Source organism: Murimonas intestini, assembly GCF_024622195.1.
In the GTDB taxonomy this organism is placed as follows: domain Bacteria; phylum Bacillota; class Clostridia; order Lachnospirales; family Lachnospiraceae; genus Murimonas; species Murimonas intestini.
The window spans coordinates 150,934-166,464 of record NZ_JANKBI010000013.1 but is presented as its reverse complement, the minus strand read 5'-3'; the positions used below and the strand labels follow the sequence as shown (position 1 = coordinate 166,464).

The 15,531-nt window shown below is 46.9% G+C and carries 14 protein-coding genes; 12 read left to right on the top strand and 2 right to left on the bottom strand.

From position 1 onward, the window contains the following. The 5 genes from NSB28_RS17410 (at nucleotide 1) to NSB28_RS17390 (ending at nucleotide 5,367) form a co-directional block, all read left to right on the top strand. Nucleotides 1–927 carry a PSP1 domain-containing protein gene (locus NSB28_RS17410; protein WP_109747737.1) on the top strand — a complete coding sequence of 309 codons (927 nt, stop codon included), beginning with the start codon at nucleotides 1–3 and terminating at the stop codon, nucleotides 925–927. Then, complete coding sequence (locus NSB28_RS17405; RefSeq protein WP_109747736.1) at nucleotides 917–1,654, top strand: tRNA1(Val) (adenine(37)-N6)-methyltransferase; 738 nt, start codon at nucleotides 917–919, stop codon at nucleotides 1,652–1,654. The genes NSB28_RS17410 and NSB28_RS17405 overlap by 11 nt, the downstream gene beginning before the upstream one ends. Before the next feature lie 19 nt (nucleotides 1,655–1,673). Further along, nucleotides 1,674–2,510, top strand: a complete 837-nt coding sequence (gene rsmI, locus NSB28_RS17400) for a 16S rRNA (cytidine(1402)-2'-O)-methyltransferase (RefSeq protein ID WP_109747735.1) — start codon at nucleotides 1,674–1,676, stop codon at nucleotides 2,508–2,510. An 89-nt stretch (nucleotides 2,511–2,599) separates the two neighbouring features. Further along, the gene (locus NSB28_RS17395; protein ID WP_109747734.1) at nucleotides 2,600–3,214 is read left to right on the top strand and encodes a nucleoside recognition domain-containing protein; all 615 of its coding nucleotides are present in this window, start codon (nucleotides 2,600–2,602) and stop codon (nucleotides 3,212–3,214) included. 266 nt (nucleotides 3,215–3,480) lie between these two features. Next, nucleotides 3,481–5,367: a sortase B protein-sorting domain-containing protein gene (locus tag NSB28_RS17390; protein ID WP_109747732.1), complete on the top strand. Its 1,887-nt coding sequence runs from the start codon at nucleotides 3,481–3,483 to the stop codon at nucleotides 5,365–5,367. 99 nt (nucleotides 5,368–5,466) lie between these two features. Here the strand turns inward: NSB28_RS17390 and NSB28_RS17385 are convergent, their stop codons facing one another. Together NSB28_RS17385 and NSB28_RS17380 are read right to left on the bottom strand one after the other, a co-directional pair. Continuing rightward, the gene (locus NSB28_RS17385; RefSeq protein WP_109747731.1) at nucleotides 5,467–6,117 is read right to left on the bottom strand and encodes a sugar O-acetyltransferase; all 651 of its coding nucleotides are present in this window, start codon (nucleotides 6,115–6,117) and stop codon (nucleotides 5,467–5,469) included. Then, nucleotides 6,114–7,154 carry a LacI family DNA-binding transcriptional regulator gene (locus tag NSB28_RS17380; protein ID WP_109747730.1) on the bottom strand — a complete coding sequence of 347 codons (1,041 nt, stop codon included), beginning with the start codon at nucleotides 7,152–7,154 and terminating at the stop codon, nucleotides 6,114–6,116. The genes NSB28_RS17385 and NSB28_RS17380 overlap by 4 nt, the downstream gene beginning before the upstream one ends. 290 nt (nucleotides 7,155–7,444) lie before the next feature. Here NSB28_RS17380 and NSB28_RS17375 point away from each other — a divergent pair, with 290 nt between their 5' ends. The 7 genes from NSB28_RS17375 to NSB28_RS17345 all read left to right on the top strand — a co-directional run bounded on the left by NSB28_RS17375 (nucleotide 7,445) and on the right by NSB28_RS17345 (nucleotide 15,522). After that, entirely contained in the window at nucleotides 7,445–8,494 is a 1,050-nt protein-coding gene (locus tag NSB28_RS17375) for a Gfo/Idh/MocA family protein (RefSeq protein WP_109747729.1), read from the top strand. Between the two features lie 15 nt (nucleotides 8,495–8,509). Further along, a complete protein-coding gene (locus NSB28_RS17370; RefSeq protein ID WP_109747728.1) occupies nucleotides 8,510–9,469 on the top strand; it encodes an ABC transporter permease in 960 nt (319 codons plus the stop codon). A 1-nt stretch (nucleotide 9,470) separates the two neighbouring features. Next, on the top strand, nucleotides 9,471–10,379 hold the full coding sequence (locus NSB28_RS17365) for an ABC transporter permease (RefSeq protein WP_109747727.1): 909 nt from the start codon (nucleotides 9,471–9,473) through the stop codon (nucleotides 10,377–10,379). An 18-nt stretch (nucleotides 10,380–10,397) separates the two neighbouring features. Further along, nucleotides 10,398–11,450 carry an ABC transporter ATP-binding protein gene (locus NSB28_RS17360; protein ID WP_109747726.1) on the top strand — a complete coding sequence of 351 codons (1,053 nt, stop codon included), beginning with the start codon at nucleotides 10,398–10,400 and terminating at the stop codon, nucleotides 11,448–11,450. Nucleotide 11,451: 1 nt separating this feature from the next. Next, the gene (locus tag NSB28_RS17355) at nucleotides 11,452–12,402 is read left to right on the top strand and encodes an ABC transporter ATP-binding protein (RefSeq protein ID WP_257497527.1); all 951 of its coding nucleotides are present in this window, start codon (nucleotides 11,452–11,454) and stop codon (nucleotides 12,400–12,402) included. A gap of 153 nt (nucleotides 12,403–12,555) precedes the next feature. Further along, nucleotides 12,556–14,130 (top strand): ABC transporter substrate-binding protein, encoded by a 1,575-nt coding sequence (locus NSB28_RS17350; protein ID WP_109747725.1) that lies wholly within the window; start codon nucleotides 12,556–12,558, stop codon nucleotides 14,128–14,130. A gap of 129 nt (nucleotides 14,131–14,259) precedes the next feature. Continuing rightward, entirely contained in the window at nucleotides 14,260–15,522 is a 1,263-nt protein-coding gene (locus tag NSB28_RS17345; protein ID WP_109747724.1) for a Gfo/Idh/MocA family protein, read from the top strand. The last annotated feature ends 9 nt before the right edge of the window (nucleotides 15,523–15,531 follow it).

The following is a 15,531-nucleotide window of genomic DNA, read 5'->3' as shown; positions in this document are numbered from 1 at the left end:
ATGATAAAAATTGTAGGAGTAAGATTTCGGAATGCAGGGAAGGTTTATTATTTTGACCCCAAGCATTTTCAGATAAAACCTGATGACCATGTTATAGTGGAGACGGCAAGAGGCATCGAATACGGAAGTGTTGTCGGCCGTGTCCAGGAGGTTGAGGATAAGAAGGTGATCCAGCCCCTGAAGGCTGTCATTCGTGTGGCAAATGCCGAGGATGATGCAAAAGCTGCCAGGAACAGGGAGAAGGAAAAGGATGCCATGCGCATCTGCCGGGAGAAGATCCAGAAGCATAAGCTGGAAATGAAGCTCATTGATGCTGAATACACCTTTGACAATAATAAGGTGCTGTTTTATTTTACGGCAGATGGCAGGATTGATTTCAGGGATCTTGTAAAGGATCTGGCTGCTGTGTTTAAGACAAGGATCGAGCTTCGCCAGATAGGAGTCAGGGATGAGACAAAGATCATCGGAGGGATCGGCATCTGCGGCAGACCTCTCTGCTGCCATACCTACCTCTCAGAGTTTGCTCCAGTATCTATCAAGATGGCTAAGGAGCAGAATCTCTCATTAAATCCCACAAAGATATCAGGTGTGTGCGGAAGGCTGATGTGCTGCCTGAAGAATGAGGAAGAGACTTATGAATACCTCAATGGAAGGCTTCCCGGACTGGGTGACTCTGTGATCACAGATGACGGCCTTAAAGGGGAAGTACAGAGTGTGAGCGTGCTCCGGCAGCAGGTCAAGGTTCTGGTGGATGTGGAGGATGAGAAGGAACTGCGTGAATACTCAGTAAATGATCTGAAGTTCAAACCAAGAAAGAAGAAGGACAAGAAGGGCGGGCAGGCCCAGCTCAGCAAAGAAGAGAGAGAATTAAAAGAGCTGGAAGCGCTTGAGAAAAAGGAAGGGAAATCAAAATTAGATGACGATTGAGCTGCATCCGGGCGAGCGCCTGGATGAACTTAACAGAAACGGATATAAAATCATACAGGATGAGAAGAAATTCTGTTTTGGTATGGATGCGGTGCTGCTCTCCGGCTTTGCTTCGGTAAAGGAGGGGGAGAGCGTGCTGGATCTGGGGACAGGAACAGGTATCATTCCCATTCTGCTGGAAGCCAAGACAAAGGGAAAGCATTTTACAGGTCTGGAGATACAGAAAGAAAGTGCTGATATGGCCAGGCGCAGTGTGGCCTACAACCATCTGGAAGAAAAGATTTCCATTGTCTGTGGGGATATAAAAGAGGCCGATAAGATATTTCCAGCGGCTTCTTTTGACGTTATAACAAGTAATCCTCCCTATATGACAGGCAGCCATGGACTTGTAAATCCTGATCTGCCAAAAGCCATAGCCCGCCATGAGGTTCTGTGCACGCTTGACGATGTGGTGAGGCAGGCCGCCAAGCTTCTGCGCCCGGGAGGCAGGTTTTTTATGGTGCACAGGCCTTTCAGGCTGTCGGAGATAATGTGCACGCTGACTGGTTACAAGCTGGAACCCAAGAGAATGAGACTGGTTTATCCGTTTGCGGATAAGGAGCCAAATATGGTCCTGATAGAAGCACACAGGGGAGGAAGGCCCAGGATAACTGTTGAGAAACCGCTGATTGTATACAGGGAACCGGGAGTGTATACAGATGAGATCTACGACGTATATGGATATTAATATACCAGAGGAGGCAGACATGCAGGGAAAATTATATTTATGCGCTACACCTATAGGGAACCTGGAGGATATTACCATGCGTGTACTGCGTACTTTGAAAGAGGTGGATCTGATAGCTGCCGAGGATACAAGGAACAGTATTAAGCTGCTGAACCATTTTGATATCCATACACCTATGACCAGCTACCATGAATATAACAAAATAGAAAAGGCCCATTATCTGGCAGACAAGATGAAGGGCGGGATGAACGTGGCGCTTATCACAGATGCAGGGACGCCGGGAATTTCAGATCCCGGTGAGGACCTGGTAAGGATCTGCTATGAGGAAGGGATTGAGGTGACATCTCTGCCCGGCGCATGTGCCTGTGTCACAGCGCTGACCCTGTCGGGACTCGGGACAAGGCGATTCTGCTTTGAGGCTTTTCTGCCGTCTGATAAAAAGGAGAGGCAGGATATCTTAAAGGAACTGGAAGAAGAGACAAGAACCATCATCGTATATGAAGCGCCCCACAGGCTTGTCAAGACATTAAAAGAGCTGTATGGGAGGCTTGGAGACAGGCGTATGAGCGTATGCAGGGAGCTGACTAAGAAGCATGAGACTGCATTTTCCACAACACTTGGCGGGGCTGCTGCCTACTATGAGGAAAATGAGCCAAAGGGTGAATGCGTCCTGGTAATTGAGGGAAAGAGCCGTGAGACCATCAAGGAAGAGCAGATCCGGCACTGGGACAAGTTTACTGTCCCGGAGCATATGCAGATGTATCTTGATGAAGGCATAGACAGGAAGGAAGCCATGAAAAAGGTGGCCGCAGACAGGGGAATCAGCAAACGTGATGTGTATCAGGCCCTGCTGTAAGCGGCAGTTTGCCGGATGGCTGTTTGACGTGGAATAGACACGCCGGAAACAGCATAGTCTGTAAAGAGAATGGAATACTGGAGGGCTTTATGAATTACCTCTGGGGCAGTATGATCCTCATAGGGATCATCTATGGAGCTATTACAGGGAATATGCAGGCTGTTACAGATGCGGCGCTTTCTTCTTCCAAAGAAGCAGTCACTCTTTGCATTACCATGGTGGGTGTGATGTCACTGTGGGTCGGCATTATGGAAATTGCAAGGGATGCAGGCCTGATACAGAGTATGTCAAAGAAAATCAGGCCATTCATCAGATTCATGTTTCCTGATGTGCCGGACGGGCATCCGGCGCAGGAGCATATTACCACAAACATTATTGCCAATTTCCTGGGCCTGGGCTGGGCAGCCACGCCTGCAGGACTAGAGGCTATGGAGGCGCTGGAAGAGCTGAATGTGGAAGAATGCAGAAAACTGGGCAATACTAAAAAGAGGGCGCCGGATATTGCCAGCAGATCCATGTGTACATTTCTTATCCTGAATATTTCATCACTGCAGCTGATACCGGTAAACATTATTGCCTACAGGAGCCAGTATGGGAGCGCAAATCCCACGTCCATTGTAGGCCCATCCATTGTGGCCACTCTTGTAAGTACTGTGGTGGGAATAATATTCTGCAAGGTGATGGAGAGAAGGCGGAGAGAATAAAGAAAATTGTATATGAGTAGTGTGATGCGGAGCGGGGAACTGCTCCGCATTTTATATTTATGGGAAGAAAATAAATGCAGAATATTTGTCAGTGTGGTGTCAGAACCCTGTCGTATAATAAAATTGATGTTTAATTCTGTGTATCTGAAAGACAGATACAGTGAATTTGAAGCATCAGGAACTACATCAAAAATACCGCAATAATATAGTGTTTGGAGTTTTATAATTACCTGTTATACAAAAAAACGGAGAGGAGAGAAGAAAAAATGAAAAGTAAAAAGTCAGTGGCTGCATTAATGATGTGTTGTCTCATTGTGATGGGTCTTTTGGGAACAAAAATTCCGGCCTATGCAGACGGGGGAGGTGTAATGTATTATCAGCTCCTGAAAAACAGTAGTGATACGTTGAGTGCGGGCAATATTTACATTAGTACGAACGGTAATTTGGAGGACATGAGCTTTGCAAGCGTGAACTTTCCAAGTGACATACTGAGCGCTGAGCTGGAAGTGACAGGGGATAAGGAAAATGCAACTTACGGCTCCGGCACATACGGGGATGGGTATCCGGTAAATGTTATACAGAGGGATTCGCAGTTTGACAGCTGCGATGATGGACACCTGTTTTACAGTACGGATGAAGGGGCATGGCGTTATTATTGTAATTATGGAGGCGCTCAGAATGCAGGCCCTTACTATCTGTACTCCGTAGGCACTGTAAATTTTACTGAACAAAATATTCTCGTTTCGGAGAGTGATACCTATGCACCCGGGCCAGGGGCAAATACGATTACCAATTCAGACCTGAATGTACATATTGTTGTCTCGGATCAGGGTCTGGACTATCAGGTAACGAATTTCACCTTCCTGGATGACCAGGTGAATTTCCCGGATGATGTTACAGTAACGCTGGATGTTGGCGGAGTATCTGTAAATTTTGACATGCGCGGCAAAGAGGCTGTACCTATGGCTCAGGTGGATTATATGAACGGCGTCCTTACAGGCTTTGAACCAGGCGCTGCATATATGATTAACGGAACTCCATATACGGCCGACGCTGACGGAAATATTGCGGCTGATGACGGATGGAAAGGTATGGGGATTTCCATTGTAAAGACGGCTGTGGATGACAATTATGTGGACAGTGACGCACAGTTGCTGCCTGTAGTTAAGGCGGTGGTACCGCAGGCGGCAGCCAATTACCCGAATAAGAAGCTGACAGGGCTGGCCGCAGGTGTTTCATATACGATTAACGGAACAACATATACAGCTGATGCTAATGGAAATGTACCGGTCCAGGAAGTCTGGTACGGCACAACACTTGATATTTCACAAGATACGTCAAGCACTGAATTTGCCAGCGATGTTCAGCAATTGCCCGTAGCTGCCCGGCCGGCTGCAATAGCGCCGGCAGTGACAGCCAGGGATGATACGTCATTGACCATCAGGGCGGAAAGCGGACATGTTTACAGAGTCTTGACAACAGACGGCCAGACCGCTGCTGACTGGCTTTTTGACGGCGGGGAAGGTGACGCGGATACAACAGAGGGCCAGATTACTTTCGCAGGCCTTACAGAAAACACGGCTTATATTATTGAAGCGTACATACCTGTGACAGACGAAGCGCCTCAGTCGGTGCCGGTTTCTTCACAGGACGTCACTCTGTGCCGGGTCGGCGGAAAGGTCAATGGCAGCGACCTGCCGGCAGTGATTAAAATCACAGATAAGGCCACGGGCGGGGTGGTCGCTGAGGTTATGACGGATGACCAGGGAAATTACATGTCTCTGCTTCCTGCGGGTGCATATAATATTGCAATTGCGGGAAAGGACGGCAAGCAGACGCTGGATGCCGGCGAACTGACAATACCGGCTTCGGGAACCGAAGGCATTGATTTTACTATCGAAGACGTTGTGAAAGAGACTGAGACTCCAACGGAAGCGCCTACAGAGGCTCCAACAGAAAAACCGACAGAAAAGCCGACAGAAAAACCAACGGAGAAACCGACAGAAAAGCCGGCGGTAAAACAGACGGAAAAACCGTCAGCTACCCCTAAGACAGGGGATGAGACACCGCTGGGATTATATCTGGCAGTATTGCTTATTTCGGGTGCAGGCATAGCTATTGTATTGAAAAGAAAAGCCAGTGTGGATAAATAAAGCGGTTCCGGTGTTAAGAATATAAAACTTGAAAATAGTGCTAAGCCACGAACTAAAACATGTGGCTTGGCATATTTTTTGTAAAAAGGTAACAGGCGTTTAACATGTCCCGTCATCCGGAACCTGGTTATCAGCTAAGATTTCAGGTCTGTATTTCATGCTGTCACGCTCTGTAAGTTTCCTGATGACTTTGCAGGGATTGCCGGCAGCAAAAGAATCAGGGGGGATATCTTTGACGACCACGCTTCCGGCTCCAATGACACAATTATCTCCTATAGTTACGCCGGAGCAGACAGTCACCCCTGCCCCTAGCCAGCAGTCATTTCCGATAGTGACAGGCAGTGCATAGCATAGATGCTTTGGACTGCCGTTTTTATCCGCCATCATGCGGCGCTCGTTTGGGAGCATGGGGTGGATCGGGGTAACAATTGTAACATTTGGACCAAAATTACAGTTGTCGCCAATGGTGACAGCTGCGTCATCCTGGACTGTAAAGTTAAAATTGGCAAAAAAGTTACAGCCAATGGTAGTGTGTTTTCCGTAATGAAAATAGACAGGGCCCTGGATACGGCAGTTTGTTCCTCTTGTTTTGAACAGTGCATCCAGGATCCTGGTGCGTTTTATTGTCTCATCTTCGTAGGTGCTGTTATAAGCAGTATTTAAATTATGGGCTTTTAATTTCATTTCTACTAAAGCAGGGTCAGCGGGCGAGAAAAGGATTCCGCTCAATGCTTTTTCTTCTTCATTCATAATAGACTCCTTTGCTGTAAAGCTGTAAGTGTTGATGATTCCCGGATAATAAGCTCCGTACCCAGCAGGATATGTTTTGGCTTGCTGTCCGGTTCTTTTGAATGCATTGCTTCAAAAAGAATGTCTGCAGCAGTATAGCCCATTTGAAACCGCGGCTGGCTTAGCGATGTGATCGTGGGCGTTGCGATTGCGGAAAGCAGGCTGATATTATCAAACCCTACGATGGCCAGCTCGTCAGGCACTTTAATGTGAAAATGGGCAGCAGCTTTTGAAGCGGCAATGGCAAAAATATCTGAGGTTGCAAAAATTGCATCCGGTCTGTTTTCGGACATTAACAGCTGTGTGAGAGTGACATAAGCCATGTCATAATCGATCCTGGGAATGTTGACAATATAAGGTGATTCATAAGGTATATTCACTTCTTTGGCAAATTGGACAAAAGCGTCCTGCCGTTCTCTGGCATAACGATATTCTAATGGCCCGTTTACAAATAATATTTTTCTGTATCCAAGAAAATAAATATGGTTTAATACAGCTCTGGCAGCCTCATAATTATTGATCCCCACATAGGAATAATCCGGTGATATAAATTCTGTGCATTGTACTATGGGAGTAGACGCAGAGAGCAGTTCAAGATACTCCGGTTTTGTAGGGGTGCAGAAGATCAGACCCTGGACCATCCCTCTCTTTATCTGTTCAGAAATATAATGCATTGTTGAATCATCAATAGGATCGTGGCAGAACATAACATGGCTTTTATGAAAAGCCGCAGAAGTCCGTATCCCCTTTTCAATGTCGCTGTAAAACATATTGGCAGGGTCTGACGTGATCACCAGTATGAGATTTCCGGATGCGTTATCCTTAGCAGCCGGTTCCCTCCGCGGATAGTTCAGTTCTTTCATTGCAGCATGTATTTTTTTCAGGGTTTTTTCATTTACCATTGATGGATGGTTTAAAACCCGTGAAACGGTAGCCGAGGAAGTGCCGGAAGCTTCCGCAATCTTTGCAACCGTTGCCTTTTTATTCTTTACGTTCATATTGCGACAGGCTCCTTATAGATGGTTGTTCGTTTTGTGTCATATTTATTATAATCCTGAATGAAAAAGAAAACAAGAAGAAAATGAAAAGTTTTCATTTATGAAATAATAAATGTGAAATATTAATAAAAAATGCAAGCGCAAACTGTCGAATTTCACAAAAAAGCAGTTTTTTTCAATAAACTATTGACAAAACACACAAATGTAACCATAATGAGGGTATAAAAAGTTTCATTAACGATGAAATATTTCAAAGAAAATGAAAGGAACAAATGAAAGGAGAGGCGTCTATGGATATCCGGTTGGGGATTATAGGATTTGGAGGTATGGGGAAATATCACGCGTCAATTGCTCCTGAGGGGGGAGTAAAGGTAGTTGCTGCTGCGGATATTTTACCGGAAAGAGTAAAGGAAGCAGAGGATCAGGGAATCACGGGATATCATTCCGCAGAAGAACTTCTTGCAGATGAGAGCGTGAATACGGTTATTTTAACTGTCCCAAATTATCTGCACAAGGAGATTGGCATTAAAGCTGCAAAGGCAGGTAAACATGTGATCAGCGAAAAGCCCTGCGCACTTAATGTGGCGGAAGTGGAAGAGATGGAAGCTGCCTGTAAGGAAGCCGGTGTTCACTTTACAGTTCACCAGAACCGCAGGTGGGATAAGGATATGCTGACAGTGAAATATGCTTTCGATAACAAGCTGCTTGGCAATATTTTTACAATTGAGTCAACTCTTCATTCAGGAAACGGCTATGTACATGAGTGGCATCTGTACAAGAAATTCGGCGGAGGAATGATGTATGACTGGGGAGTGCATTTAATTGACCAGATACTTTTTATGATGCCGGATGCAAAAGTTAAATCTGTGTATGCGGACATCAAGAATATCCTGCATGAAGAAGTAGATGATTACTTTAAGATTATTATGAAAATGGATAACGGGATCACCTGCCAGATCGAACTGGGTACTTATATATTGAAGTATCAGCCAAGATGGCTGGCCGCGGGGGATAAAGGGACGATGGTTGTTCAGAGCTTGGGCAGGCAGGATGGCAGGATTTACAGGACCGGGAAGGTACTTGAGAAGCTGCCGCCGCAGATCGCGGAGACAGAGGCAGGTCCCACCAGGCAGTTTGCACCTCTGCCGCCAGGCGGTATTGTGGAGGAGGAACTGCCTGCCATTCAAACGGATGTGCTGGATTTTTACAGGAATTTCAGGGATGTCCTGAATGGTGAGGCCGAACAGCTGGTAAAGATATCTGAAGTGAAAAGGGTACTGTCTGTTATGGCGGCTGCCTGGAAATCTGCAGAGACCGGAGAGGCAATTTCATTCGAATAAATAGGGAGGAATACAATGGTAAAGTACATTATAAAGCGGATCCTGTACATTATTCCTGTCATGTTTGGAATTATCGTGATGGTATTTATAATGAAAGCCGTCACACCTGGCGATCCGGTTCTGGAACTGCTTCCTCTGACTGCGACAGAAGAGTCAAAAGAAAACCTGCGTGAAGAGCTGGGGCTGAATGACCCGATCATTGTCCAGTTTGGTAAATATGTAGTTGGTGTCCTGCACGGGGATCTGGGGACCTCTTATAAGACAAAGCAGCCCGTGCTCAGTGAAGTTGCGGAACGTCTGCCTAATACGATCATCCTTGCAGTATGGGCCTTGTTTATTGCACAGATCATAGCCACACCACTGGGGATCTGGGCGGCAGTGAAGCAAAACTCCGCTGTGGATAACATAATCGTGGTCTTTACCATGTTTGGCGCTTCGGTGCCCAACTTCTGGCTGGCCCTGATGCTGATACAGTGGTTTGCCATTAACCTGGGTTGGCTGCCTTCTATGTACAACGGTTCACTTATAAGCTGGATACTTCCTATTTCTGCTATACTTGTGGGCTCCATAGCACATACAGCCCGTGCGGCCAGAACAAATATGCTGGAGGTCATCAGGCAGGATTATATCATGACTGCCCGGGCAAAGGGGCAGAAGGAAGGTACTGTGATTTTTAAACATGCATTCAGAAATACTCTCATCCCGGTAATAGCCAGTATAGGAAGTGCCCTGGGCAGCCTGCTGGGCGGATCTCTTATTGTGGAGCAGATATTTGCAGTTCCCGGCGTGGGGAAATACATATCAGATGCAGTGAGCGCCAGAAATTACCCGGCGCTGCAGGGCGGTATTATTGTGATTGCTTTGCTCTGCTGCATTATCAACATTATCGTGGATGTGCTTTATACAGTTGTAGACCCGAGGCTGAAGACAACATTTATGAAATCGTCTAAAAAGCGGGTAAAGGAGGCGGTGTAAGATGTCAAAAATTACGACTCCGGCTATGGTAAAGCTTAATAAAAAGACGAAAGGCCGGCATAAAGAGACAGGCAATACGCCTATGCAGGAAGGCTTAAAAAGGCTGCGGAAGAATAAGACGGCAATGGCTGGTATGATCATTATACTATTCCTGATTATTATTGCAATCTTTGCGCCGCTGATAGCACCTTATGGATATCAGGAACAGAGCTACACAGAGGTCCGGCTTGGACCCTCCCTGCAGCATCTGTTTGGCACAGACCATCTGGGCAGGGATATTTTCAGCAGATGTGTATACGGGACAAGGTATTCTCTGCCGATCGGCCTTATCTGCACTCTGCTGGGGCTGGTCATCGGGGGCGGCCTGGGGCTGGTAGCGGCTTACTTTGGCGGGAGAACAGACAATATTATTATGAGGATCATTGATATTATACAGGCGATTCCCAGTATCCTGCTCTGTATTGCCCTGGTAGCCATACTAGGAAACGGAATGTGGCAGCTGGTGGTGGCTATCACTGCAGGAACGATACAGGGAATGACAAAGAATGTCCGGGCAGCTGTATTTATGGTACGGAATAATGAGTATGTAAATTCTTCTAAATCAATCGGGGTGTCCGATTTTCAGATCATGATCCGGCATCTTGTGCCAAATGCGGTTGGAATCATTGTTATTAATGCGGTGGGGGTTGTCGCCACAAGTATTCTGACCATCTCCTCCCTGAGCTATCTGGGTGTAGGGCTTGTGGCTCCGACTCCGGAGTGGGGTGCGATTCTTGCGGAAGGCAAGCAGTATATGGCGGTGGCGCCTCATATGGTTTACTTTCCGGGTCTGATGATCGCAATCACTGTTGTGGCTTTTTATCTTTTTGGAAATGGATTGAGAGATGCGCTTGATCCAAGGCTGAAATAATGTAGGGAGGATTTTAAGATGGCGGAAAATAGCAAGTTATTAGAAGTAAAAAATCTGACCGTACATTATGAGACGGATGAGGGAATCGTGGAGGCGGTAAATGATATTTCCTTTCACATTGCACCCGGAGAAATCCTGGGGGTCGTAGGTGAAACAGGTGCAGGCAAGACAACGATTGCCCGCAGTATCATGGGGCTTCTGCCAAAGCCTCCGGCTCATGTGATCAGCGGCAGCATCCAGATAGAAGGGCAGGAAATGCTGTCAGATAAGCCGGAATCAAAGGGATTCTTCGACTTTGCCCAAAAGAGGGCCCGCAGTGCGGATGAGCGTCGTCTGGAGAGGATTTACAGGGAGATCAGGGGCAAAAAAATATCTATGATGTTCCAGGATCCTATGACAGCGTTAAACCCGGTTCTCTATGTGGGGGATCAGATTGCAGAGGTGATCAAGATCCATGAAAATGTATCTGAAGCACAGGCAAGAGAGAGGGCAGGAGAGATGCTGGAGCTGGTAGGCATTCCAGCAGACAGATATAAGGAGTATCCCCACCAGTTTTCAGGAGGCATGAAGCAGCGAGTTGTTATTGCTATCGCATTAGCCTGCCACCCAAACCTGATCATTGCGGATGAGCCGACAACGGCTCTCGATGTTACCATACAGGCACAGATATTGGAAATGCTCAGAGACCTGCAGAAAAAGTTTGGTACAGCCATTATGCTCATTACCCATGATTTTGGAGTGGTTGCGGAAATTTGTGACAGGTGCATGGTCATTTACGCAGGGGAGAAGGTGGAAGAGGGGACTCTGGAAGATATTTTTGACAACAGGGTACACCCCTATACTGTGGGCCTGTTTGATTCCATGCCGGATATGTATGACAATTCTCTGCGGTTAAAACCCATAAAAGGACTCATGCCAAATCCAATGGATCTGCCCAGCTACTGCAGTTTTTATGACAGATGCAGTGTAAGGTGCGACGCTTGTAAAGACGGCGCTCCCGTGCTCAGGGAAATAAACAGGGGGCATTTTGCAGCATGCAGCGCGGCAGCGGGAAGAGGGGAGGTGGAGTAAGGTGCCATTGTTAGAAATCAAAAATGTAAAAAAGTACTACAGTACGCCACGCGGCCTGCTTCACGCTGTGGATGATGTGACTATGAACATTGAAAAAGGAAAAACCATCGGTATTGTGGGGGAATCCGGGTGCGGGAAGTCTACATTGGGTAAGACCCTGATCCGTATGGAGGATGCCACAGCCGGTGAGATCTGGTTTGACGGCCAGGAGATCACTGGTATGCAGCACCATGAATTCAGGAAGATGCGGATGAAAATGCAGATGATCTTTCAGGACCCGTATTCCTCTCTTGATCCCAGGATGAGTGTTTACCAGCTGATCGCGGAACCAATCCAGACATATAAGCTGGCACAGGGAAAGAAGGATCTGGAGGAGAAGGTATTTGGACTGATGGAGGAGGTGGGACTGGCAAAAAGACTGTCCAATTCCTATCCTCATGAATTGGACGGCGGGCGGAGGCAGAGAATCGGAATTGCCAGGGCATTGTCCCTGGACCCGGAATTCATAGTCTGCGATGAGCCGGTCTCAGCCCTTGATGTGTCAATTCAGGCACAGATCCTGAACCTCCTTATGGATCTTCAGAAAGATAAGGATCTGACATATATGTTTATCACCCATGATATGTCTGTTGTGAAGCATATCTCAGATGATATTGCGGTTATGTATCTGGGACAGGTAGTGGAAAAGGCGGGATTTGAAGAACTGTTTGCAAGACCGCTCCATCCCTATTCGAAGGCATTATTTTCGGCGATCCCTGTTCCATCTATCCATAACAGGCGGGAGAGGATCCTGCTGAAAGGGGAGATAACCAGTCCTGTTAATCCAAAGCCCTGCTGCAGGTTTGCTGCCAGATGCCCCCATGCCGAGGATATCTGCAGACAGACAGAACCAAAACTGCGGGATATGGGAAACGGCCACTTCTGTAAATGCCACAGGGCCGGGGAAGTGTAACTGTGCAGGCACAGGACAGTTACGCTGAATTCAATAATTAGGTTACGGACAGGCCCTGGCTGAAAGTAACTTATTTATAAAACCGGAACAGGCGGCACACGGAGAAGGCCGTATGTTCCAAAATATTAATTTCTAAGAAAAGGAGGAAGTGAAATGAAAAAGATGAAAAAATTGTTGGCGGTGCTGCTGGCGGGAGTTATGACTGCGTCCTTGGCAGTAATGAGTGTCAGCGCGGAGGAGGGAACATCGGGGGAGAGTCTCAGCGATGAGATCCTGACAGTGGCAATTGAGGCTGAGCCTAATACGCTTGTCCCGGATGTAACTTTCCTTGGAAACCACATCTCGGCGATCCTCAGACTGATCTATGAACCTCTTGTGATCCAGGATGTCACCACTATGGAGGCTACAGATAACGGACTCGTCACAAAGGTAGAGAATGTAGATGACACACATATAGCAATCACCCTTCGCGAGGGCGTAAAATTCCAGTCCGGCAAAGAGTTCACGACAGCAGACGTCCAGTATCAGTTTGAGCAGGGCATCAGGGGCGGACGTTCAGATTTTTACTATATGTGGGATCCGGAAAATAATGAGATCATAGATGACTACAATATGGTTCTGGCGCTCCATACACCGTGGGCACAGGCAACAGAGCTGTTGGGCTTTGATGTATACCTTGCTGTAGACAGTGAAGTGCTGGGGGCAGCAGGGGGCGCTGATGCTACAGTACAGTATCTGGAAAATGCAGGAACAGGAAAGTACAGAATGACAGAGTGGGTTCCAGGCCAGTATATCATGCTGGAGAGAAATGAAGATTACTGGGATAAGGACAATATGGGGTATTATGCCGGATACAAATTTGTATTCATAACAGATACATCGGCCCGTGCCATGTCAGTACAGTCGGGGGATGCGGATCTTGCTTTAAACTGTGCAGTGTCTGACTATTCTGTATATGATGCAGATCCAAGTGTGCAGGCAATGGTTCTTGAAAGCGGAAATTCTTCAGTTCTTTTCTTAAACAGTGGGAATGGAGGGCCTTTTGCGGATGAAAGAGTCAGGGAGGCTGTTTACTGGCTGCTTGATATCAAGTCAATCAAAGAAGTGGGGATCTCTGGATTGGGCAAGTATGTAGATACCACAATCTCACCGCTTTGCCCAATGTGGGATGGAATAGCGCAGAATGAGACGAAAGAGGTAGATGTAGAGAAAGCAAAAGCGCTTCTTGCTGAGGCTGGCTATGAGGATGGAATGACAGTCAAGGCCAGGATCAATAATTCAGTAACAGCAGTTCTGTCCATGATACAGGAACAGCTTAGAGTCGGCGGAATTGAAATGGAAATTGAAGTGGCAGAGACGCAGGTACATTTTGCAGCTTTGGCTGAGGGTGATTATGACCTTTACATTTCGACACAGCAGTGCGGCTATTATTCTGAAGCAGTCAGGACAACAGACGGTTATACATATAGTTTCTCTGACGTCTTTGGAGGATGTGGATACAGCAATGAAGAGTATGCAGAAATCTGCCAGAGGGCACTGACGACTTATGACGTAACAGAGCGTAAGGAAGCCTATGCCCAGCTGCAGCAGCATTTCAGGGACCACTATGTTTCCGTGGCGCTGTATACTACGGTCAATCTGGAAGTGGCACGCAAGGATCTGGAAAATATCAATCTCTATGGCATCGGAATCGTTGACCTAAGTAATCTTCGCAGTACGGGAGAATAGAAAGCATACAAAAGATTCATGACACAGAAAGAAAAGTACAGCCAGGGATGAGTTTATGGTAAAAGGTTACCGGAAGCAGGCTTCCGGTAACCGAAACTTAAGACAGACAGAAAAAGTAAGGAGGTATACATGATAAAGACAGTGAGGATAGGCATCATTGGCGGAGGCATGATTTCCCACCGCCATATGCAGATTTATAAAAATATAAATGAGAGAGCAGAACTCCTTGGATTCCGGGCAGAGATAGCGGCTATTGCGGAGATTAGCCCTGAACGGCTGAAGGCCTGGGGAGAAGAATACCAGATGGATGAAAAAGATATGTACACCGATTATCACGAAATGCTGAAACGTGATGATATCGATACGATCGACGTGTGCGTGCATAACAATCTCCATGTCCCAGTCTCCATTGAAGTGATGAAAGCAGGCTTTGATTGTTATTGCGAAAAACCGGCGGCAGTTACATATGCTGACGGGAAGCTGATGGCAGATGCGGCTAAAAAGCTGAACAGAAAATTCCATGTACAGATAAGTTCACTTATGACACCGCAGACCAGGGTCGCAAAAGAGTATATCAAGAGCGGAAAGCTTGGGACTCCCTACTATGTAAATCTGGAGCAGTGTACCAGCCGCAGGCGGCCGGGATATGATCTTCCTGAGTTTACCTCTGATTTTCTCTCAAAGAAAATTGCAGGCCATGGACCTTCCATTGATCTTGGCATTTATGTGATCGGCCAGATCCTGTATCTGTTTGACTGTCCTAAGGTACAGTCTGTAACTGGATTTACAGGCCATTTTGTAGATTATGATCCAAAGCTGGTCACGGCGCCTGACGGGTATGGGGTAGAAGATACGATCGATGGTTTTGTCCGGTTTGAGACAGGTCTTGGTTTCCACTTCCTCTCTACCTCAGCTAACAATTACAAGGATTATGCTATGACTTATATTCTGGGCTCCAGGGGCGGGCTTGAGGTGAAGGATACAGATACTGTGGGCGGAAAATTTGCAAGGTCTAATCCAAACAGGCCTCCGTCATTTGGCGGGGAACCGGACCTGCGGTTCTTTGGAACAATGGACGGCCGTGATGTGGGAATCGATCTGGAATGTGACAGCAATGGCATGCTGGAGGCAAGAAAAGACCCGCGCATGATGCTCTACAATGACAACCAGTGCATGTGGCTGGCATATAAACTGGGGATCCTTGATGATACGACACGTTATAATACACCGGAGATAGCCCTGAATCAGCTTATTATTACGGATGGATTCTTTCTTTCCAATGAGCTTGGACGCAGCGTGACATACGATGAGATAGTGAACAGTTCACCGTCCACATACATGAGAGAGCAGGAGATCGACGGCAGGTTATACAGGTTTGACACGGAGTTTTAGTACCCTGCA